Origin of the sequence: Corticibacter populi, from assembly GCF_004217315.1 — a bacterium.
In the GTDB taxonomy this organism is placed as follows: Bacteria; Pseudomonadota; Gammaproteobacteria; order Burkholderiales; family Burkholderiaceae_C; genus Lampropedia; species Lampropedia populi.
This window is the reverse complement of the sequence record NZ_SGWR01000001.1, coordinates 311,766-331,809: the sequence shown is the minus strand read 5'-3', so window position 1 is coordinate 331,809 and position 20,044 is coordinate 311,766. Positions and strand designations below refer to the sequence as shown.

17 protein-coding genes are annotated in these 20,044 nt (G+C 66.9%); 7 read left to right on the top strand and 10 right to left on the bottom strand.

The features are described from left to right. The first annotated feature begins 141 nt into the window (after positions 1–141). Entirely contained in the window at positions 142–1,554 is a 1,413-nt protein-coding gene (gene dbpA, locus EV687_RS01445) for an ATP-dependent RNA helicase DbpA (RefSeq protein ID WP_122226110.1), read from the top strand. A 189-nt stretch (positions 1,555–1,743) separates the two neighbouring features. Then, positions 1,744–2,100, top strand: a complete 357-nt coding sequence (locus EV687_RS01440) for an FKBP-type peptidyl-prolyl cis-trans isomerase (protein WP_122226109.1) — start codon at positions 1,744–1,746, stop codon at positions 2,098–2,100. A gap of 274 nt (positions 2,101–2,374) precedes the next feature. Here EV687_RS01440 and EV687_RS01435 read toward each other — a convergent pair whose 3' ends face one another. After that, a complete protein-coding gene (locus EV687_RS01435) occupies positions 2,375–3,079 on the bottom strand; it encodes a YebC/PmpR family DNA-binding transcriptional regulator (protein WP_122226108.1) in 705 nt (234 codons plus the stop codon). A 370-nt stretch (positions 3,080–3,449) separates the two neighbouring features. On the opposite strand from EV687_RS01435, the gene EV687_RS01430 reads away from it, so the two are divergent. Beyond that, positions 3,450–3,698, top strand: coding sequence for a SlyX family protein (locus EV687_RS01430; protein ID WP_122226107.1), 249 nt, complete (start codon positions 3,450–3,452; stop codon positions 3,696–3,698). 37 nt (positions 3,699–3,735) lie between these two features. Here the strand turns inward: EV687_RS01430 and yjjJ are convergent, their stop codons facing one another. Next, a complete protein-coding gene (gene yjjJ / locus EV687_RS01425; protein ID WP_122226106.1) occupies positions 3,736–5,085 on the bottom strand; it encodes a type II toxin-antitoxin system HipA family toxin YjjJ in 1,350 nt (449 codons plus the stop codon). 231 nt (positions 5,086–5,316) lie between these two features. Between yjjJ and msrP the strand changes: the two genes are divergently transcribed. Further along, the gene (msrP, locus tag EV687_RS01420; protein WP_122226105.1) at positions 5,317–6,309 is read left to right on the top strand and encodes a protein-methionine-sulfoxide reductase catalytic subunit MsrP; all 993 of its coding nucleotides are present in this window, start codon (positions 5,317–5,319) and stop codon (positions 6,307–6,309) included. A gap of 16 nt (positions 6,310–6,325) precedes the next feature. Then, complete coding sequence (locus EV687_RS01415) at positions 6,326–6,946, top strand: protein-methionine-sulfoxide reductase heme-binding subunit MsrQ (protein WP_122226104.1); 621 nt, start codon at positions 6,326–6,328, stop codon at positions 6,944–6,946. 12 nt (positions 6,947–6,958) lie between these two features. Here EV687_RS01415 and EV687_RS01410 read toward each other — a convergent pair whose 3' ends face one another. The 7 genes from EV687_RS01410 to EV687_RS01380 form a co-directional block, all read right to left on the bottom strand. Further along, positions 6,959–9,649 carry a bifunctional acetate--CoA ligase family protein/GNAT family N-acetyltransferase gene (locus EV687_RS01410; RefSeq protein ID WP_122226103.1) on the bottom strand — a complete coding sequence of 897 codons (2,691 nt, stop codon included), beginning with the start codon at positions 9,647–9,649 and terminating at the stop codon, positions 6,959–6,961. 171 nt (positions 9,650–9,820) lie between these two features. Continuing rightward, positions 9,821–10,855, bottom strand: a complete 1,035-nt coding sequence (locus EV687_RS01405; protein WP_122226102.1) for an alpha/beta hydrolase — start codon at positions 10,853–10,855, stop codon at positions 9,821–9,823. After that, positions 10,852–11,916 carry an alpha/beta hydrolase gene (locus EV687_RS01400; protein WP_162846517.1) on the bottom strand — a complete coding sequence of 355 codons (1,065 nt, stop codon included), beginning with the start codon at positions 11,914–11,916 and terminating at the stop codon, positions 10,852–10,854. Before EV687_RS01400 ends, EV687_RS01405 begins: the two co-directional genes overlap by 4 nt. Before the next feature lie 7 nt (positions 11,917–11,923). After that, on the bottom strand, positions 11,924–14,356 hold the full coding sequence (locus EV687_RS01395; protein ID WP_122226100.1) for a TonB-dependent siderophore receptor: 2,433 nt from the start codon (positions 14,354–14,356) through the stop codon (positions 11,924–11,926). Between the two features lie 393 nt (positions 14,357–14,749). After that, the gene (locus EV687_RS01390) at positions 14,750–15,778 is read right to left on the bottom strand and encodes a FecR family protein (protein WP_122226099.1); all 1,029 of its coding nucleotides are present in this window, start codon (positions 15,776–15,778) and stop codon (positions 14,750–14,752) included. Next, a complete protein-coding gene (locus EV687_RS01385; protein WP_162846516.1) occupies positions 15,775–16,422 on the bottom strand; it encodes an RNA polymerase sigma factor in 648 nt (215 codons plus the stop codon). The genes EV687_RS01390 and EV687_RS01385 overlap by 4 nt, the downstream gene beginning before the upstream one ends. 240 nt (positions 16,423–16,662) lie before the next feature. Then, entirely contained in the window at positions 16,663–17,142 is a 480-nt protein-coding gene (locus EV687_RS01380) for a flavodoxin domain-containing protein (RefSeq protein ID WP_122226097.1), read from the bottom strand. Between the two features lie 171 nt (positions 17,143–17,313). Between EV687_RS01380 and EV687_RS01375 the strand changes: the two genes are divergently transcribed. Together EV687_RS01375 and EV687_RS01370 are read left to right on the top strand one after the other, a co-directional pair. Further along, complete coding sequence (locus tag EV687_RS01375) at positions 17,314–18,096, top strand: MOSC domain-containing protein (protein WP_130466406.1); 783 nt, start codon at positions 17,314–17,316, stop codon at positions 18,094–18,096. Between the two features lie 35 nt (positions 18,097–18,131). Next, positions 18,132–18,968 carry an SPFH domain-containing protein gene (locus tag EV687_RS01370; protein ID WP_122226095.1) on the top strand — a complete coding sequence of 279 codons (837 nt, stop codon included), beginning with the start codon at positions 18,132–18,134 and terminating at the stop codon, positions 18,966–18,968. A 21-nt stretch (positions 18,969–18,989) separates the two neighbouring features. Here the strand turns inward: EV687_RS01370 and EV687_RS01365 are convergent, their stop codons facing one another. Further along, the gene (locus tag EV687_RS01365; RefSeq protein WP_122226094.1) at positions 18,990–19,898 is read right to left on the bottom strand and encodes a LysR family transcriptional regulator; all 909 of its coding nucleotides are present in this window, start codon (positions 19,896–19,898) and stop codon (positions 18,990–18,992) included. Positions 19,899–20,044 lie beyond the last annotated feature (146 nt).

Here is a 20,044-nt window from a genome sequence, read left to right as displayed (position 1 = left end):
TTCAGATCTGCCGCCCCACCGGCTCCTCCAACTGCACTGCGCTGGCATGCGTGATCAGACAAGCCGCCTACACGGAAAAACTGCGTGCTTTTCACCGTCTCGCATGGTCGGCGCTGCGCCACAAGCCCTGGATAATGTGGCATGAACGAAACCACGAAAAATTCCACCCCGTTAGCGGATGCGGCCTCATTCACCCACCTGCAACTGGGCACCGCCATGCAAGCCAACTTGCAGCAATTGGGCTATACGCAGATGACGCCCATCCAGGCGGCCAGCCTGCCGCTGGCCTTGCAGGGCAAGGATGTGATCGCCCAGGCCAGCACCGGCAGCGGCAAGACGGCGGCATTTGGCCTGGCCTTGCTGGCACGGCTCAACCCGCGCTGGTTTGCGGTGCAGGCCCTGGTGCTGTGCCCAACGCGCGAGCTGGCCGACCAGGTGGCGACCGAAATCCGACGCCTGGCACGGTCGGAGGAAAACATCAAGGTCGTGACCGTCTATGGAGGCGTGCCCGCGCGCAACCAGATCGCTTCTCTTGAAAACGGCGCGCACATCATCGTCGGCACGCCCGGCCGGGTGATGGATTTGCTGGAGCGCGGCGCGATTGATCTGGCCGCGCTCAACACTTTGGTGCTGGATGAAGCCGACCGCATGCTGGACATGGGCTTCCATGACGACATCACCAAAGTCGCCAGCCAGTGCCCGGCCGAGCGGCAAACCCTGCTGTTTTCGGCCACGTACCCGGATGGCATTGTGGAACTGGCCGCGCGCTTCATGCGCCAGCCGCAAACCGTCAAGGTGGCGGCGCAGCACAGCGCGCACAAGATTGCGCAGCGCTGGTATGAGGTGAAGGAGAGCGAGCGCCTGCATGCCGTCTCGCAATTGCTGCTGCACTTCCGCCCCGACTCCTGCATCGCGTTTTGCAACACCAAGCAGCAATGCCGCGACTTGGTGGCGGTGCTGCAGGCGCAAGGCATCAGCGCCCTGGCCTTGTTCGGCGAGCTGGAGCAGCGCGAGCGCGACGAGGTGCTGGTGCAATTTGCCAACCGCAGTTGCAGCGTGCTGGTGGCCACCGACGTGGCTGCGCGCGGGCTGGACATTGCGAACCTGGAGGCGGTGATCAACGTGGACACCACGCCCGATGCCGAAGTGCACATCCACCGCATTGGCCGCACTGGCCGTGGCGATGCCGAAGGGCTGGCGCTCAGCCTCGCCAGCATGGACGAGATGGGCTCGGTCGGCCGCATCGAAGAGTTGCAAGGGCGCGAATCGGAATGGCACCCGTTGACGGATTTGAAGCCCGCGTCAAACGCGCCAATGGTCCCGGCCATGCGCACCATCCAGATCAGCGGCGGGCGCAAGGAGAAAATCCGCGCCGGTGACGTGCTGGGCGCGATGACGCGCGACTTTGGCTACGCCAAAGAACAAATCGGCAAGATCAGCGTGAACGACTTCTCCACCTACGTGGCCGTGGCGCGCGATATCGCCAGTCAGGCGGTCAGCAAGCTCAACAGCGGCCGCGTCAAGGGCAAAAGCGTCAAAGCGCGCTTGCTTTAGAACGCGCGCAGTTGGCCGAATCCTGCTTCTTTTCACGGAGGTTGCTGTTGCCGCACACACCCGGCAACCGATCGACTGATGCTCGCCTTTCAGGCAGCGCTGCGAGCAGCGCTGTGGGATAGGAAGGCGGATCGCGCGGCGCGCAGCCATTACACTGCCGGGTCGATCCATCGCACCCAAGGAGATTCCATGCCTCTCACCACCACCGCTTCCGGCCTGCAGTACGAAGACACCCAGGTCGGCACCGGCGCAGAAGCCCAGCCCGGCCAGCACGTGCATGTGCACTACACCGGCTGGCTGTTCAACGATGGCCAGCAAGGCGCCAAGTTCGATTCCAGCCGCGACCGTGGCCAGCCGTTTGCGTTTCCGCTCGGCGCCGGGCATGTGATCAAGGGCTGGGATGAAGGCGTGGCCGGCATGAAGATCGGTGGCCAGCGCACGCTGATCATCCCCGCCGAGCTGGGCTATGGCGCACGCGGTGCGGGCGGCGTGATTCCGCCCAACGCCACGCTCAAGTTCGACGTCGAGCTGCTGGACGCGCACTGACAGGAGACGCTGTCAAGAGACAAGGTCTGGCGATGCGCCCCCTTGTGGCGCATCTTTTCCCCGCCCCATTGCTTGATGCAATCTGCTCGCTATCGCCAGACCGGTGATCCGCATATGCGGCACCCAAGGTTGGCGCTTTGAGATTGCTGCGCAAGCTGACGCATGCGGCTACGTGGCAAGACCTTGAACACTGCCATCGCCCAATTCAACAAGGATCCATCGATCGCGGATGGACACGGCTGAACCTGCGCGCGCCCGTGCGGTGCGCGCTGCGTCAGTCCACCAGGCCCACGTACACGTTCTGCACGTCGTCATCGTTCTCGATCCCGGCCAGGAAGTCCTGCACCTCTTCCTGCGCCTCTGCCGACAGGCTGCCCATGCTGACCGGGTTCTTCGCCTTGTAGCCCAGTTTGGCCGACAAGACTTTGATGCCATGCTCGGGCAGCGCCTTGCTGACGGCGTCGAGGTCGGTCGGTTCGGTGAGGAACAGCGTCACGCCCTCTTCCTCACCCGGCTCGAAGTCCTGGGCTCCCGCTTCGATGGCGGCGAGCTCCACGTCTGCACCATTTTCCGGCTCGCCTTCGACCATGCCGACGTAGTCGAAATCCCAGGCGACGGCGGTGAGCTGGCCCTTGCGGAAGCACACGCGCATGTTCGGCGCAGTCCGGTTGGGGTTGTCGGTCAGGCATTCGACCATCACCGGCACGCGGTGCGGCGCATAGCCTTCGAACAGCACGGTGGAGTAATTGACGGCATCGGCCCCGGCACCCGAGCCCTTCTTGATGGCGCGCTCCAGCGTGTCCTTGGGCATCGACGCCTTGCGCGCCGCCTCGATCGCCATGCGCAGGCGCGAGTTGCCGGTCGGGTCGCCACCGCCCATGCGGGCGGCGACGGTGATTTCCTTGACGAGTTTGCCGAACAGTTTTCCCTTGGCATCGGCGACCAGTGCCTTGCCCTTTGCTTTCCATTGCGCGCCCATGGCTGCGTGTCCTTGTTTGGGTGGTCGCAGCGGGGTTGCTGCGGATGAATCCGTGCAACGGTGCGCCGCAGCCGCCGGTCGGATAGCCGGGGATGAGTGTATACGCGCGGCGCGGCGCCTGAGAACCTATGCACGATCTTTTCATGGGTCACGCGAGAGGTCAAAAGTGCAGTGGGCAGCGCTGCCCGGTGCGTTTTTGACCTCCTGCCCGTCGGGTTGTCCCGGCAGGCGCGCGCTGCGGTGTGGCAAATCCTCGCCGGGGCAACGTGGCCCGCGAAAAGATCGTGAACAGGTTCTGAGATCAGACTTCGCCCTTCCGGCTTGCAAGCCGCATCACAATACCGTCCCTGATCCACACGAAGGACCCGACATGTCCGATGCGCAGCGCCCCCAGTCAACCGATGCCTTTCAGCAGCAGGCCGAGACCCGTCTGACCGACATTGAAATCAAGCTGAGCTACAGCGAAGACTTGCTGGAACAGCTCAACCTGCTCGTCTATCGGCAGCAGGCGCAAATTGAGGCATTGAGCGCACACGTGCAGCGCCTGCAGCAGATGCAGGCCAGCCCCGGCAATGAAGCGCCGCGCGACCCGCGCGACGAACTGCCGCCGCATTACTGAAGACCGAATGACTCAGTTTGAAGTGCGGCAAGCCATTTCAAACCACGGCCAGCCGGCCAATCTGCTCGGCAGCCAGTGCCATATGCCTCTGCAGGGCGGCAATGCAAGGCGCAAAGCGCTGGCTGAAGCCGGTTTCCCGCTCCAACCGGGCCAGGAAGGTCTGCGCGAGTTCCCCGGCCTGCCGCCAGGTACGGTTCGGCACATCGGCATGGAGCTGCGCCGGTGCCAGCGCATCGGGCAGGCCGCCGCCACTGCGGGGCGCGAAGGCCATCGGCGTCATGTCATAGGCGGGCGCCAGGGCGTAGGGTCTGCCGTGTTCCGTGAGAAACGAGAGATTGCCGGTGTGCATGTCGGTGTTGCCGATCAGCGTGCCGAAGGCCCACAGCAAGGCGGCGCCCTGCACGGCTTCGGCCCGGATGTGGCCGCCCGCCGCCAGCGCCTTGACGCAGCCGGGCCAGCCCGCCGGCGCGTTGCCGACGAACTCCGCATCCAGTGCAGCCAGCGAGAGCAGGCCGCGCCGCCCCAGCGGGCCGACACGATCAAAGCGATCCACTTCCAGAAAGCGCTGGCCGCCATGGTCCAGCAGTTGGCTGGCAGCGGCAGGCACCCCCGCCTGCGCCAGGGTTTGCAGCGCATGGTGCTCTGCCAGCAGCAAATCGCGCCAGCGTTCCGTCACCGGGCCGCCCTCGCCTTCACTGAACTTGACGAGAACGTGCCGCGGCCCCTGCGCGGTCTGCGCGTAGGTGCTGAACTTCGGCTGCTCCCCGCCCGCCGAAGAGCCGGCCAGACCACCCTGCGCGGCTTCACGGGCCAGTCGGGCATAGGCGGCAGGTTTGTCGGCCTGCGCAATGGCCGTCGGCAGCGGCTGCGTCAGAAACGATTGGCGTGCGGTTTCGCCCAGCACCAGGTTGCCCACGCTGTCATGCCCGTGTGCCAGCAAGGCCCGCAGGGCATGGGCGTCGCTCCAATCGACGATGCGCGCCGGCAAGCCGAGCGCACCGGCATGGCGGGCCACCCAGGCTCGCCCCAGGTAGCCCTGGGGGCGCATGTCCAGCAGCCACCACGGCAGGCCATCGCTGTGCAGCGTGCGCCCGTCGTCTTGCTGCATGACGAAGCCCTCCGGCAGCACCGGCACCAAAATGCCCAGCAGGTGCAAGCGCCCGTCGGCATCAACCCGGTAAACGGGCATGTCCGGCAGACCACGCCGCGCATCGCGCAAGGCATATTGAATGGATCTGGCGGCCCCGATGCGGACGATCTCCGAGTCCATCTGACGCAAGGTGCGTGACAGGGTTGGCTGGCTGATCCTTGCTTTTTCAATCAGTTGCGATGCACCGACCGGACCGGCAGCGAGGCAAAAACGGATGACGTCGGCATGATCTGACATGAAATGAATGGCTTTATGATTAGATTAATGAATAGATAATGAATGGTAATGGCAAGCGCTGCATTGTCAAGAAAGGTGCGGGAGCCAGCGCCGGGAAAGGCATGGGGAGGAGATGATTTCACGCAGATGCCCGATGTCCCGTCAGATGGTCCAGAATCTGTTGCCTGCCTTGCCGCCCCGGCACAGAATGACTGCTCAATCGCCGTTGTGGCGAACCATGAAAGCCGCCCCATGCTCATTCCCGACAACGCCACCGGATTCCGCCATCCCCACACCAGCGAGATCACCCCGCCGGCCGCCTACGCAGGCCGCCGCCGGTGGCTGAAGCTGGCCGCGGCCAGCGCGATGGGTGCCGCCACCGGCTGGATGGCGCCGCCGGCCCGGGCGCAGGGCGGCTCTGCGGGCCAACTGCCTGCGCTGCCCGGCATTCCTTCCCCGGTCGCCGGTGCGCGCACTGACGAGGCCCTCACGCCTTACGACGACGTCACCAGCTACAACAATTTCTACGAGTTCGGGGTGGACAAGGGCGATCCCTTCCTGAATGCCCATGCCTTGAAGACGGCACCCTGGCAGGTGCAGGTCGACGGGCTGGTGGCCAAGCCGCGCAGCTTCGGCATCGAAGAGCTGCTCCGGCTCAGCGCGCAGGAGGAGCGCATCTACCGCATGCGCTGCGTGGAGGGCTGGTCGATGGTCATTCCCTGGATCGGCTATTCGCTCTCGAACCTGCTCCGGCAGGTCGAGCCGCTGGGCAGCGCCAAGTACGTGCAGTTCTTCTCGCTGGCGGACCGCGAGACCATGCCCGGCCTGCGCTCGCGCGTGCTCGACTGGCCCTACACCGAGGGGCTGCGGCTCGATGAAGCCATGCACCCGCTGACCATGCTGGCCTTTGGCCTCTACGGGGAAGTGCTGCCCAGGCAGAATGGCGCGCCGGTGCGGCTGGTGGTGCCGTGGAAGTATGGCTTCAAGAGTGCCAAATCCATCGTGCGCATCAGCCTGGTGGAGCGGATTCCTTCCACCGCATGGAACAAGGCCGCCGCCAACGAATATGGTTTCTACTCCAACGTCAACCCCGAGGTGCCCCATCCGCGCTGGAGCCAGGCGAGCGAGCGGCGCATCGGCGACGGCGGGCTGTTTGCCAAGCGCCGCAAGACCCTGCTGTTCAACGGCTACGAGGAGCAGGTGGGGCAGCTGTATGCGGGCATGGATCTGAAGAAGAACTACTGAAAGCACCGCCGAGCCGATGCGTCCCCAGCCCGTCCGCGCCCTGCTGCTGTACCCGGCGGCCAAGCCGCTGGTATTCGTGCTTTGCCTGCTGCCGCTGGCATGGCTGGTCTGTGGCGTCCTGGCCGATGCACTGGGAGCCAATCCGGCGGAATACCTGATCCGCGCCAGCGGGGACTGGGCGCTGCGCTTCCTGTGCATCGCGCTCGCCGTCACGCCGCTGCGCGTCATCACCCGCACGCCGGCACTGGCGCGCTTTCGACGGATGCTGGGGCTGTATGCCTGGTTCTACGCGCTGTGCCACGTGGCCGCCTATGCCTTGTTCGACATGGGGCTGGACTTGGCACAGGTGGTGCAGGACATCGGCCAGCGCCCGTTCATCCTGGTGGGCTTCATCGCCTTCCTGATCCTCACGCTGCTGGCCGCCACCTCGCCAGGCCTCGCCATCCGTGCGCTGGGCAGCCGGCGCTGGCAATGGCTGCACCGGCTGGTCTACCTGGCCGCGGGCCTGGCGCTGCTGCACTTCTTCTGGATGCGCAGCGGCAAGAGGCAGTTTGGCGAAGTAGCCGTCTATGGCGCCATCGTCGCGGCGCTGCTGGGCTGGCGGCTGCTGCAACGCTGGCGGCAGAGGCGCCGCTGAGCGCTTGCACCATCACAACGCATGCGTGACCAGGCGGAACTCCGGATCTTCCGGATAGGCCTTGATGACAAAGCCCAGGCTGCGCATCAGGCGCAGCATGCCGTCATTGCTGGTCAGCACCAGGCCGATGATCTCCCGCAGGCCCTTGTCGCGCGCCACGTCCATGATGCTGTGCATCAGCCGCGCGCCCAGTCCCTGGCCAACAAAGGCGTCGTCCACCAGCAGCGAGAATTCGCAGCTTGTCTGGTCCGGATTGGTCACGTAGCGGGACACGCCGATGATGCGCTCGCGGTTTTTCCTGCGGCCGTTCTCGTCGGCGTATTCCTCGTCGATCACCGCGCACAGCGCCATCTCGCGGTCGTAGTCGATCAGCGTGAACTGCGCCAGCATGGAGGGCGGCAGTTCTGACATGCGCGAGACGAAGCGGAAATAGCGGCTCTCGGGCTTGACCCGCTTGACGAGGTCCTGCAGCCCCTGGGCATCGTCCGGGTGGATCGGGCGCACACGGTACTCGACGCCGCCGCGCAGCAGCCAGGTCTGCTCATAACGCGCCGGGTACGGCAGGATGGCCAGGTGGCCATAGCGCCCGGTGCGCCCGGGCGCGGTCTGCGCGGCCGGGCCGATGACGACGCGCGCATCCACCGCCACCACACCATGCTCATCGACGATGATCGGGTTGATGTCCATCTCGCGCAACTGCGGCAGCTCGCACACCATCTCCGAGACGCGCAGCAACACCCGCTCCAGCGCCGCCTGATCCACCGCCGCCGCACCACGCCATTCCCCCAGGGTCTCGTAAACGCGCGAGCGCTCGATGAGCCGATGCGCCAGGAACTGGTTGAGCGGCGGCAGTTCCATGGCGTGGTCGCTCATCAACTCGATCATGGTGCCACCGGCGCCGAAGGCGATGACCGGACCGAACGGATCATCCGTCACCACGCCGATGTACAGCTCGCGCCCGCGGCTCTTGCGGGCCATGGCCTGCACGGTCACGCCGTTGATGCGGGCTTCGGGGCACCTCTCGCGCACCGCGGCGATCATGTCGTTGTAGATATCGCGCACCACAGTGGCGTTCATCACGTTCAGGGCGACGCCGCCGACATCCGACTTGTGCGTGATGTCGGGTGAATCGATCTTCAGCGCGACAGGGAAGCCCAGTTGCGAGGCGATCATCATCGCCTCGGTCGGGCTGCGCGCGAGCAGTGTCTGCGTGATCGGAACGTGAAAGGACGACAGCAGCGCCTTCGACTCCATCTCGGTGAGCACATGGCGGCGCTCGGCCAGCACCCCTTCGATCAGCAGGCGCGCGCCCTCCACATCGGGCGCCGCCAGGCTCGACAGCGGCGGCGGCGTCTGCTGCAGCAGCTGCTGGTTCTGGTAGAACGAGGCGATGTTGCCGAACGCGCCCACCGCGGCCTCCGGCGTGCGGAAACTCGGAATCTGCGCATCGACCAGGACCTGGCGCGCCGGCCCCACCGTCGCCTCGCCCATCCAGCAGGCCACCAGCGGCTTGCGCAGCTTGGGACGCAGCTCGGCCAGTTGCCGGGCAACGCCCTCCGGGTCGCACCCCAGCTTGGGCGAATAGATCACCAGGATGCCGTCGATCTGCCGGTCCTGCATGGCCGCCTCCAGCGCGGCGCGGAACTGCTCGGGCCCTGCCTCCTCCGAGACGTCGATGAGATCGGTCAGCGACGCATTGGCAGGCAGCAGCGGCTGGAGTTCTGCCGCCTTCCCGGGCGAGAGCACACCCAACTCCAGGCCGATCTCGCTGACCCAGTCGGCCGCCAGCACGCCGGGGCCGCCGCCATTGCTGATGATGCCCAGGCGCCGCCCCACCGGCCGGTAGCGCGACGCCAGGCATTTGGCGGCCGAAAACAGCTCGACGAAGGAGTGCACACGCACCGCCCCGGCCCGGCGCAGCACCGCGTCGAACACCTCGTCGCTGCCGACGATGGCACTCGAATGGGTTTGCGCCGCGGCGTTGCCGGCCGATTTGCGTCCTGCCTTGAGCACCACCACCGGCTTGGAGAATGCCGCCGCCCGCAGCGCACTGGTGAAGCGGCGGGCGTTGGAGATGCCCTCCATGTAAACCACGATGCCATGGGTGTGGCGGTCCGTGGCCAGAAAATCCAGCACGTGCGCCAGCGTGACCTGGGTCAGCGAGCCGGGCGCGACGACGGTGGAAAACCCCACGCCATTGTGCTTGGCCCAGTCGAGGATGGAGGCACTCAAGGCGCCCGACTGCGCCACCAGCGCCAGCTGCCCCGGCTTGGCCAGATCGCCCACCGCACTGGCATTGAGTTGCAGGCGCGGACGCTGGAAACCCTGGCTGTTGGGCCCCATCAGCCAGAAGCCCATGCGCTGGGCCAGCTGGTGCATTTGTGCGGCCTGCACTGCGCCGATGCCCGTCGAGAGCACCAGCGCGGCCCGCACCTCGAGCCGGCCGGCCAACTCCAGCGCCGGCAGGATGTCGTCCGGCGGCAAGACGATCACGGCCAGATCGGAGCGGGTCTGCACCAGCTCGGCCAGGGTGCTGGAGGAATGGATGTCCAGCGGGGTGATCCGCCCGTCGAAAGGCTGCGCCTTCAGATAGGCCAGCAGCGCGCGGGCCTGCGGGGTCTGCCGCTCGGGCTGATCCTCCGGGCCGGTGAACAGGAGAATCGACTGCGGGTCGAACAACGGAGTAAGGTAATGCTGGTCCATGAGGGCCTCGCGGGAAAGACAGGTGATCGGGTGTGGGTCCCTGCCATTCTGACGCGGCTTCACCAAAGTCCCAACAGGCAATGCAATGGAAACGGCCGAAAACGCAGCGCCGCGGCCATTCTCCGCCAGACGGACAGAGGGGCAATGCTTGGGTGGCCCGCGCCGCCCTGCCTACAGCCGCCGCAGATGCGCAGGCGCCTGGTCCAGCAACAATGCCAGTCCGTCCCGAATCGATGGTGCCAGCATGGAGCCATGCGTTTCTTCCGCAAACCGGTGGTACCACACGTCCAGTCCTGCGATGGCGGCGAGCCGATCCGCACTGGCCAGCACATCGGGGCCTTGCGCCATGCTCGCCGTGACCGTGGTGCCCGGCTGCTGTGCGCCATCGCCCGCCTGCCGGCGGCGTCTGCCGCCTGACTGCTCGATCAGCAGGCGGGCCGGTCGTGCCAACCGATTCCCGGCGCTCCTGACGCCGGCCAGAAAAGCCGCCTCTTCATCCAGGATGGAGCCGCCGTTCCACCAGAACGATGGGTCGGCGGCAAGCCAGGTCCGGAAAAGCGCGGGTCTCGTGTAGAACGCGTGCATGGTGAGCAGGCCACCGAGCGAATGGCCGAACAAGGCCTGCTCGGCGGGGTTGACCGGCAGGCGTTGCCCGATGGCAGGACGCAGGTCATGCTCGATGAAATCGAGAAACACGTCCTGTCCCCCGGTACGGGTGCCAGCGCGCCGCCCCATCTGCTCTGCCGTGGTGGGCGGCGTCAGGTCGTAGAAGCGGCGTTCCACGTCAAAGCGCACGTTGGCCGGATAGCCAACGCCCACCAGGGCCAGTTGCCGGGCTGCCGGCAGGCGCTCCTGCAAGTCCTGCAGCGCATGCCAGGCGAGCGGAAAACTGGCATTGCCATCGAGCAGATAAAGCACGGCATGGCCACCGGCCGCGGCGGCCTGCTGCGGCCGCGCCAGATGAATGCGCCAGGGCTCCCCATCGTGGCGGGATCCGCCCAGCAAGAACTGCTCGACGCGCGGATGCTCGATGATCTCCGGTGGCAACTGGGCATTCTGGCGCGGCGGGCTGGCCAGGGCCTCCGCGGTCAAGGCCGGCGTTGCCGGGGCGGCCGGCTGCGACCTCGCCGCCCCGGCCAATGCCGCCAGGCCGAGCAGGACCTGCCGCCGGCCAATGGCGGCATGGCGTCTCTCACGCTTGTTCATGACAACCTCACCATCTGCGCGTGCGCCGGAATCTGGCCAAGGGCAAACAGCACCGCGTCGGCCACGAGCGGACCGAGCATGGAGCCATGCGAAGCATCCTCGAGGCGCCGGTGCCACATCTGGAGGTGGCCGATCTGCCCGAGGGCCGGATCCGGCGCCGCCGGGCGCTGGCCGGGATCCGCGGCGGCACGCTCCGGGGCATCCCCTGCCGCTGGCGCCGCCGGCTCCTCGCGGACCCGGCCGGAGTGCTCCACCAGCAGGCCCAGCGGGCTGGCCAGTTGCCCGCCGGCCGCACGCACGCCAGCGATGAAGGCGGCCTGCTCCTGCATCACCGAAGCGCCGTTCCACCAGAACGACGGGTCGCCGGCGATGTAGTTCCGGAACAGCTCCGGGCGGTTGAACAGCACATGCATCGTGAACAGCCCGCCGAGCGAATGGCCGCACAGGCTTTGCCGCTGGAGGTCGACCGGCAGCCGCGCCGCGATGGCCTGGCGCAGCGACCGCGCGACAAAGTCGAGAAAGACCTCGCGGCCACCGGTGGCAAGATCGGTGCCCCTGGCGCGCCGGTACTCCTCCGCCGTATGGGGCGTGAAGTCATGATAGCGCCGCGGGGTATCGATGCGCAGGCCGGATGGATAGCCGATGCCGACCAGCGCCAGCGAATCCAGCGCCTCCGCCAGCTCGGACCGTTGCCTGCGCAGCGCGGCCAACGCATGCCAGGCAGCCGGAAAGGCCGCATTGCCGTCGAGCAGGTACAGCACCGGGCAGCCGGCCTCCGGTGCCTGGCCGCGCGGCCGTGCCAGATGGATTTGCCACGGCGGACCGCTGTGCCCCGGGCTGTTCAGCGGAAAGGATTCGACCCGCTCGTCGACGATGACTTCGGCGGGCACCTGGTTGCCCCGGCGCGGCGGCGCGCCTGCACCGCCCTGTGCCGATGCCGGCCGGGGGCGCTCCGCGGCGCCTGTCTGGGCGGGTGCCTGCGCCCTGGCAAGGGGCAGCAGCGCCAGCGCCGAAAGCCCCATCAATGCGCCACGCCTGCTGGGCAGGTCAGAATGATTCATGTGTTGTTCACCAGTCATAGGTCAGGGCGGCGGAAACCACGCGATTGGGATGGTAGAAGCAAGATCCGGTAGGCCCGGTGCAGGTGACGTAATCCTTGTCGAACAGATTGCTGATGTTGAGGCTCAGCCGCATTCCGCGCAGCCGCTCGTCGAGCTGCCGCAGCTCATAGCGCAGCGAGGCGTCGACCAGCGTGCGGGCCGAGTTCTTCACCGTGTTGGCATCGTTGCCGTAGGACGAACCGGTGTAGCGCACCCCCATGCCGACATCCAGCCCGGCCGCCATGCGGTAGTTGAACCGGAGTGCCGCCATGTGCTGCGGCGAACGCGCCATGCGGTTGCCCTTGTTGGCATTGTTGACCTCGGTGATCTTGCCATCCAGGTAAGTGTATGAACCATTGACGCGCAGGGCCTTGCCCAGCTCGTAGGCACCTTCGAGTTCGAAGCCGCGCACCCGGTTCTCCCCGGACTGCACCTGGCAACTGCCGCCATTGCAGATATGCGTTTCATCGAGGTCGGTGGTCAGCACATTGCTTTGGGTGATTTCGTAGACGGCGGCCGAAACCAGACCACGGCTGCCGGGCGGTTGATACTTGACGCCCAGCTCGACCTGCCTGCCGGTCACCGGATCGAAGGGCTTGCCATAGTAATCCTCGCCGCTCGAGGGCACGAACGAGGTCGAGTAGCTGGCATACGGCGCGACGCCGCTGGCGAACAGGTAGTTCACGCCGATGCGGCCCGTGGTGGCCTCGACGGCCGTATCGGTGCGGCTGCCGCTGGCCAGCGTCTTGGTCCTGGTTTTCGCGCGGTCATGGCGCAGGCCCGCCGTCAGCGTCCACTGGTTCCAGAACACCTGGTCCTGCAGGTAAAGGCCTTGCTGGATGCGGCCGTTCTCCGAACTGGGCGTGAGCTCGCCGATCGTGACCGGCGAGCCATAGACCGGCTCGAACAGGTCGAGCGGGCCGACCGTGCCGCTGGCCGAGGCCAGATTGATGTCGGTCTTGTGGTAATCGAAACCGGCCAGCAACATGTGCGAGACCGAACCCATCTCCAGCGCATAAAGCAGATTGGTGTCGGCACTGATGCCCTTGCTGTGGTTCTCGTAGGCGCTGGCGGTGCCGGTCATGGTCCGGCCATCGGCACTGACGGTCCGCCGCCCTGCGCCCTCGGTGTTCATGTCCACCTCGATGTAACGCACATTCTGGCGCAGCTTGGCGGATTCGCCGATGAACTGCTCCAGCGAGTAACCGATGGCGGACTGATTGCGGTCGTAGCGGTTGAAGTCCGGCTCTCCCAGGAAACGGCCGCGCGGCACTTCGCCATACGGCGACGGCACGATGATGCCCGTGCCGGGCAGGAACTGATAATCCGATCCTCCGCGGTCCTGCTGATAGTTGACCAGCATCGTGACCGAGGTGCGCGTGGAAGGCTGCCAGGTCAGAGATGGATTGAAGAAGAAGCGGTTCAGATCGACGTAATCGACCTGCGTGCCCGTGTGCGAGGCCGAGCTGACCAGCCGGTACAGCCACTTGCGCTCTTCATCCAGCGGGCCGCCGATATCCATGTTGGCGCGGATCAGCCCGTCGGTATCGGTCTGCAAGCCGACCTGCCGCTGCGCCTGCTGCGGCGGCCGCTTGCTGCGGATGTTGATCAGCCCGCCGGGCGCGACCTGGCCATAAAGCGATGACGACGGCCCCTTGAGCACCTCCACCTGTTCCAGCCCATAGCTGTCGAAACGGGTCGACAGGGCGGCCGCGCCGCTGCTGCTGCCTGGCGGGCGCAGGCCGTCGACGTACATGTAATTCGCGAAGCTGCCGGTGCGATAGCCGCGCACCCAGATTTCATCGACCCGGCTGTCCCGGCCATTGGCGCCGGTGTCCACGCCGGCGAGGTAGCCGACCGAATCCTCCACGCTTCTTGCCCCCATCTCATCCATCTGCTGGCGTGTCACCACCGAAACCGACTGGGGAATCTCCACGATCGGCGTCTCGGTCTTGCTCGCGCCATAGCTCTGCGTGGCAACCAGCGATGCCGCGCCGCTGCCGCCGAGCCCTTCGGCCCGGATCTGCACCTCCGGCAACGCCTGCGCGTCACCGCTCGCCGCGGGTGGCACGTGGCGAACCGCGAACCCGCCCGCCTGCTCGCTGCTGATGACCACGCCGCTGCCGGCCAGCAGCCGCTGCAGCGCCTCGCGTGGCGCGAACGTGCCGCTGACGGCCTGCGACTGGCGGCCAGCCACGTCTGCGGCGTTGAACAGCACCTGCTTGCCGGCCTGGCGGCCGAAGGCGCCCAGCGCCGCCTCCAGCGGCTGCGCCGGAATCTCGAACCGCAGCGCCTGCACGGCGGCGGCCTGCCCCGTCGCCGTGTCGCCGGACGGCTGCGCGCGCGCCGGCGCCGCCGCCAGGGTGAACATGGCGATGACCCCCGCGATCAGAAGGCGCATGGCAGTGGGAGTCGAAGCCGGCGATGGCCAGCGACTTTCATCGATGTCTTGGCGCCTTGCGGCGCCTCCGGCGGGCCAAGGACCCCTGCGGGAGCCCCGGCCTGTGCCTGCCGGCGTGCGTTCGTCCGCACGGCCGCGCGTACCTGTGCCTGTGTGCATTGCAAATTCCTTGCTGTAAAGAATGCGCCCGCATGCCACGGCCCCTTCGGGGAGGACAGGCGGGCGGGAAATCTGCGGCCGTTGGCTGGTGCTGCGCGCAAGCGGGTCGGGCAAGGCGGGGTGGGCATGGCTGGCAGCCGTTGCGGCGCATCTCTTGCGCCACATGGAGTAAGACGCCAGCGAGCGGCAAAGCACGAACCCCGGCTCGCCCGATTATTTGTAATCAGTTGTTTCTCAGCGCGGCAGAATGACCCAGTCCAGACCCGGTCCTTCGCTCCGGCGCCGCTCGACGCGCACCGGCACGGTGCTTGCCAGCAACTCGATGAAGGCCTCGGGATCGCGCAGCGAGAAATAGCCGGATACGGGCAGGTCCGCCAGCGCCGCGCCCTGCAGGCGGACCGGCTGGCGCAGGTAACGCGCGATTTCGGCCACCACCTCGCCCAGCGGGGTCTGATCGAAGCGAATCTGGCCGGTGCGCCACTGGCCAATTGAACCGGCCGCTGGCTGCAGGGGCTGGTAGGCGCCGCTGGCGGGATCGAGTGCCAGGCCCGTGCCGGCCTTGAGCAGAACCTTGCGGGCACCGCCCTGCCCGTTTTTCGCGGTGCTGACCTCGACAAGGCCTTCGCTGACCTGCACCACCAGAGCCGGCGGCGCAGCCCGCACGTTGAAGGCGGTACCGACGACGCGGATCCGCGCCGCACCGCTGGCGACGGTGAAGGGGCGGCCGGCATCCGCGGCCACATCGAAAAAGGCCTCGCCGCCATCGAGCACGGCCTGACGGCGCCGCGGGTAGTAGCGCACCTGCAGGCCGCTGTGGACATTGAGGTCGATTTGCGAGCCATCGGGCAGGCGGATGCGCTGCCCCTCCCCCTGCGTCCGGTACGCCATGCTGTATCGGGGCGTGTTGTCCCACCAGTAGAAGCCGCCGCCACCGAGCAGCGCCAGCACCATGCAGGCCACGGCCGCCATGGCCGGGGACGGACGCCGCCGGCGGTGCGGGCGGCGTGGTGTGCCCGGTTCAGACACTGCGGCCGGGCTCGCGTCGGTCACCAGGCCCTTGAGCTGGCCAAAGGCCAGGCGTGTCCGGTCCATGCTGGCAAAGACCTGTGCGTGCAGCGCATCCTGGTTCAACCAGGCCCGCAGGGCGTGTTCGTCCGCCGGCTGCCAGTCGGGCCGCAGGCGCCGCACTTGCCAGTCGGCGGCCTGCTCGTGCACGGCCACCAATGCCTCGGCGCTGATTCCGGGGGGTATGGGTTTGTTCATCGTGCGTGCGTGCCCCGCATGTTCTCGTCGCTGGTACCGCATGGTGCCGCCGACGCGCCAGCGTTTGGAACGGGCTGCTCCCGAACCTCCTGACGCAGGCGCTGCATCTGTTCCAGGCTGCCATACTGCAGGCGCAGTTCGCAGTAGGCCAGCGCGCTGCCGACATGCCGCGATACCATGCGCAGCGTGATGCCCATGCGCGCAGCCACCTCGGGCTGGCTGTGGCCCTCGATCATATGCAGGGCAAAGGCCTCGCGCTGACGCGCGGGCAGCTCCAGCAGCGCCTCGCGCAGCCGGGCCAGCTGCTGCTGACGCTGCAGCCCCTCCAGCACTTCGTCGGCGCGGAGCTGCGCCATACCGGCGCGGTCTTCTTCAGCCAGCGCATCGACCGACAGGGGCACGCTCTCGCTCTCGCGAGCCTCCTGCCGGAACCGGTCGATGCGCTGGTTGGACGCCGCCCGCATCAGGTAGGCATACTCCTTGCCGGTCTGCGGCAGGCTGCCGCTGGCGATCATGCGCATGAACACGTTCTGGACGGCATCCTCCGCCTTGGCGCGGCCACCCTCTTTTCCCTGCAAGGCATGGATCAGGGGCTGGCTGAAGCGGCGGTACAGCTTCGCCAGCCGGGAGGATGGATCTTCCACGTTCTGTCCGCTCATTGCGCCGCCGGAGCGGGCCAGATGCACGCCGGTTCGCCGCCAATGCCGGCTTGCCGCTGCGGCCGCCCCGATCGCCTCCCGCCACACCTGTCAGCAGGCATCTCGCAAGGCGTTGAACCGGCACGACCTGGAAACACGGCAAGAAGGAGAATGGAAACCATTCCGCATTGTAGCCAGAAGGGCTTGCGCCTCGCCCAATCGCCGGTGCGCCGTACCGGCCGGGGATCAAACCCGGCCGGCAGCGGGCTTCACAAAGCCATCGAGCCAGCCTTGCGCCCACGCCGCGCCCACGGGGTCGGGGTCCGCCACTTCACTGGCGTCGATGGTGAAAATCTCGCCCAGGCGCGTGGCGCCCAGATCCTGCAGGCGCGCGTCGAACAGATGGCCACCGGCCGCGAAGGTATCCCCGTAGAAGCTGTCTCCCAGCGCAATCACGCCGTAACGCAGCAGCCCCAGGTAACGCGGGTTGGCGTCCAGCTCGAAATACAAGGGCTGCAGGTTTTCGGGCACCTCGCCATTGCCGTGGGTGGAAGTGCAGATCAGGACGAATTCATCGTCGGCCACTTCCAGCACACTCCCTGTCGTGGCGGCGCCAGCCACCAGCACTTCCACCGCGTCCATCGCGCCGGCCAGAGCCTGCGCGATGGCCTTGGCCACATACAAAGCGGTGTCGCTGGCCGAGCCAACGATGATCTTCAGTTTCATGGAATCCCTCTCCGCCAAGGCGGGTGTTGGTATCTTCGGCGGCATCATAGCGGCCTTCGGCCCTGGCCCGCGCGCCGCATTGCCCTGCGCGCGGGGCAATTCAATCCACAATACGGCACTGCGCTTTTCCCTGCCGACCGGCGGCAGGTGTGCGACCCAGGAGTCTCCTCTGTGCAAGTGACCGAATTGTGGATCCACCCCGTCAAATCGATGCAGGGCCTGTCGCTGCCTGCCGCGCAGGCTCTGGCGCAGGGTTTCGCGGGCGACCGCGAATGGCTGGTCACCGATGCCTCGGGCCGCTTCATCACCGCGCGCGAGCTGGAATCGCTGCTGCTGTGGCAGCCACTGCCGCAACAAGACGGTCTGCGGCTCGTCGCCCCAGACGGCGAATCGCTGCTGGTGCGTACCGCCGAATATGTGCATCCGGCCGAAGTGACGGTGTGGCGCGACGATTTTCAGGCCTATGGCGGCGCCCCCGGGGCCGATGCCTGGCTGAGCCGTCAGCTGGGCCAGCCGTGCCGGCTGTTCCATACCGGCCGGCGGCCGCAGCGGATGCTGAAGGTCAACGCCGCGCCCCTCTCCTTTGCCGATGGCGCTCCCTACCTGCTGTGTGCCGAGACCTCGCTGGCCTCGCTCAACAGCCATCTGGCGCAGCCCGTCGTGATGCGCCGCTTTCGCCCCAACATCGTGATCGACGGACTGGACGCCTACGCGGAAGACGGCTGGCAGCGCATCCGCATCGGCACCATCGAGTTCTCGCTCTTCAAGCCCTGCGCACGCTGCAAGATCGTCAACCTCGATCCGGAGACGGCCACCCTTTCCGAGCAAAAGGAGCCGCTGAAGACACTGGCGCAAACCCACAAGCTGCCGCAGGGCGCCTGCTTCGGCATGAACCTGTACGCGCACGGCGAAGGCGTGCTGCATGTGGGCGATGCCGTTGAAGTGCTGGCCTGAACCCTCGTCCTCTTCCCCCCTTCCTCAGGAACCCCATGAAAGAAATTGATAAAAGCTCGCTCCCCGGCATCCCCTTCCTGGCGGTCAGCGCGGTGGTGCTGGTAGCCGTGGTGGGCTTCTTCCGCCATCCGGCGCTGCTCGTGGTTGCTGTGCCGGCAGCCCTTGTCGTCATCAAGGGCCTCTACATGCTGGAGCCCAACCAGTCGGCCGTGCTCAGCCTGTTCGGGCGCTACGTCGGCACCGTCCGCCAGGAGGGTCTGCGCTGGAACAACCCATTCTTCAGCAAGCGCCGCATCAGCCTGCGCGTGCGCAATTTCGAAAGCAGCATGCTCAAGGTCAACGACCTGGAGGGCAACCCCATCGAGATTGCCGCCGTGATCGTTTGGCAGGTGCAGGACTCGGCCGAAGCCGTCTACAACGTGGACGACTACGAGAGCTATGTGCGCATCCAGTCCGAGGCGGCCCTTCGCGCACTGGCGGGCAGCTATCCGTACGACCAGCACGAGGACGGCCAGGTCTCGCTGCGCAGCCACCCGCACGAGGTCTCGCACGAGCTGCAGCGGCAGATTGCCGAACGCCTGGGCAAGGCCGGGGTGGAGGTGATCGAGGCGCGCATCAGCCACCTCGCCTACGCGCCGGAGATCGCCCAGGCCATGCTGCAGCGCCAGCAGGCCAACGCGGTGATTGCGGCCAGGGCCAAGATCGTCGCCGGTGCCGTCGGCATGGTGGAGATGGCGCTGGCCGAACTGGAGAAGAACGGCACCGTGCCACTGGACGATGCCCACAAGGCCGACCTGGTCGGCAACCTGCTGGTGGTGCTGTGCAGCGAGCGCGGCACGCAGCCGGTGGTACAGGCAAGCAGCAGGCATTGAGAACAGGCAGCGGGAACTTGCTCAGCGCGCCGACAATGACTCCCGCGCCAGCGCGATGAAGGCGCGCAGCCCGGCCGGCACCAGCCGGTGGCTGGGGTAGTAGAGAAAAAAGCCCGCCTCGGCCGGCCGCCAATCATCCAGCACGCTGACGAGCCGGCCCGCCGCCAGCGCCTCTTGCGCATACTGCGCGTAGACGTAGGCCAGGCCCAGGCCCTGCTCGGCGGCCTGTACCATCAGGCGCATGTCGCCCAGCGCCAGCGGCCCGTCGACCTCCACCTCGAGGCGCTCGCCATCGCGCATGAACTCCCAGCGATAGAACGCACCAGCCGGGAAGCGCACGCGGATGCAGGCATGCCCGGTGAGCTGACGCGGATCGGCCGGTGTACCGCGCCGTGCCAGGTAGTCGGGCGCGGCCACGACGATGAAGCGCTGCGGCGGGCCGATCGGCACGGCCACCATGTCCTGCTGCAGGCTCTCGCCAAAGCGCACGCCCGCATCGAAGCCGGTGGCAACGATGTCGACCAGGCTGTCGTCGTCCACCAGTTCCACCCGCATGCCCGGGTGCTGCGCCAGAAACTTGGCCACCAGCGGCGCCAGCACCCAGTCGCAGGCGGCCCGGGGGGCGTTGATGCGCAGCAGACCGGTGGGGGAATCCCGGAAGTCGTTGATCGCTTCGATGGCATCGGCAATCTCGCGCAGCGCAGGGCCCAGGCGGGCCAACAGGCGCTCGCCGGCCTCGGTCGGGGCGACGCTGCGCGTGGTGCGGTGCAGCAGCCGCACGCCCAGGCGCGCCTCCAGGCCACGCAATGAATGGCTCAGCGCCGAAGCTGAAACCCCCAGCTCGACGGCGGCCCGCCGGAAGTTGCGCGTCCTGGCCACCGCGGCAAAGGCGTGCAGGTCGTTCAGGCTGGTGGCGGAGGCAGTGGTCATTGATGAAAATTTCTCAACAAGTCATGAATCAATGTGCGTATTGTTGCGCAATGGCATGGGGACTATGCTCGATCGGGTCATTTCATTCGCCCCCTTCAACCCCTTCAACCCCTTCAACCCCTTCAACCCCTTCAACCCCTTCGTCT

Excerpts from the sequence above, each read along its gene's own strand:
- dbpA (WP_122226110.1), top strand. The coding sequence starts at position 142 with ATGAACGAAACCACGAAAAATTCCACCCCGTTAGCGGATGCGGCCTCA.
- EV687_RS01440 (WP_122226109.1), top strand. The coding sequence starts at position 1,744 with ATGCCTCTCACCACCACCGCTTCCGGCCTGCAGTACGAAGACACCCAG.
- EV687_RS01435 (WP_122226108.1), bottom strand. The coding sequence starts at position 3,079 with ATGGGCGCGCAATGGAAAGCAAAGGGCAAGGCACTGGTCGCCGATGCC.
- EV687_RS01430 (WP_122226107.1), top strand. The coding sequence starts at position 3,450 with ATGTCCGATGCGCAGCGCCCCCAGTCAACCGATGCCTTTCAGCAGCAG.
- yjjJ (WP_122226106.1), bottom strand. The coding sequence starts at position 5,085 with ATGTCAGATCATGCCGACGTCATCCGTTTTTGCCTCGCTGCCGGTCCG.
- msrP (WP_122226105.1), top strand. The coding sequence starts at position 5,317 with ATGCTCATTCCCGACAACGCCACCGGATTCCGCCATCCCCACACCAGC.
- EV687_RS01415 (WP_122226104.1), top strand. The coding sequence starts at position 6,326 with ATGCGTCCCCAGCCCGTCCGCGCCCTGCTGCTGTACCCGGCGGCCAAG.
- EV687_RS01410 (WP_122226103.1), bottom strand. The coding sequence starts at position 9,649 with ATGGACCAGCATTACCTTACTCCGTTGTTCGACCCGCAGTCGATTCTC.
- EV687_RS01405 (WP_122226102.1), bottom strand. The coding sequence starts at position 10,855 with ATGAACAAGCGTGAGAGACGCCATGCCGCCATTGGCCGGCGGCAGGTC.
- EV687_RS01400 (WP_162846517.1), bottom strand. The coding sequence starts at position 11,916 with ATGAATCATTCTGACCTGCCCAGCAGGCGTGGCGCATTGATGGGGCTT.
- EV687_RS01395 (WP_122226100.1), bottom strand. The coding sequence starts at position 14,356 with ATGCGCCTTCTGATCGCGGGGGTCATCGCCATGTTCACCCTGGCGGCG.
- EV687_RS01390 (WP_122226099.1), bottom strand. The coding sequence starts at position 15,778 with ATGAACAAACCCATACCCCCCGGAATCAGCGCCGAGGCATTGGTGGCC.
- EV687_RS01380 (WP_122226097.1), bottom strand. The coding sequence starts at position 17,142 with ATGAAACTGAAGATCATCGTTGGCTCGGCCAGCGACACCGCTTTGTAT.
- EV687_RS01370 (WP_122226095.1), top strand. The coding sequence starts at position 18,132 with ATGAAAGAAATTGATAAAAGCTCGCTCCCCGGCATCCCCTTCCTGGCG.
- EV687_RS01365 (WP_122226094.1), bottom strand. The coding sequence starts at position 19,898 with ATGACCACTGCCTCCGCCACCAGCCTGAACGACCTGCACGCCTTTGCC.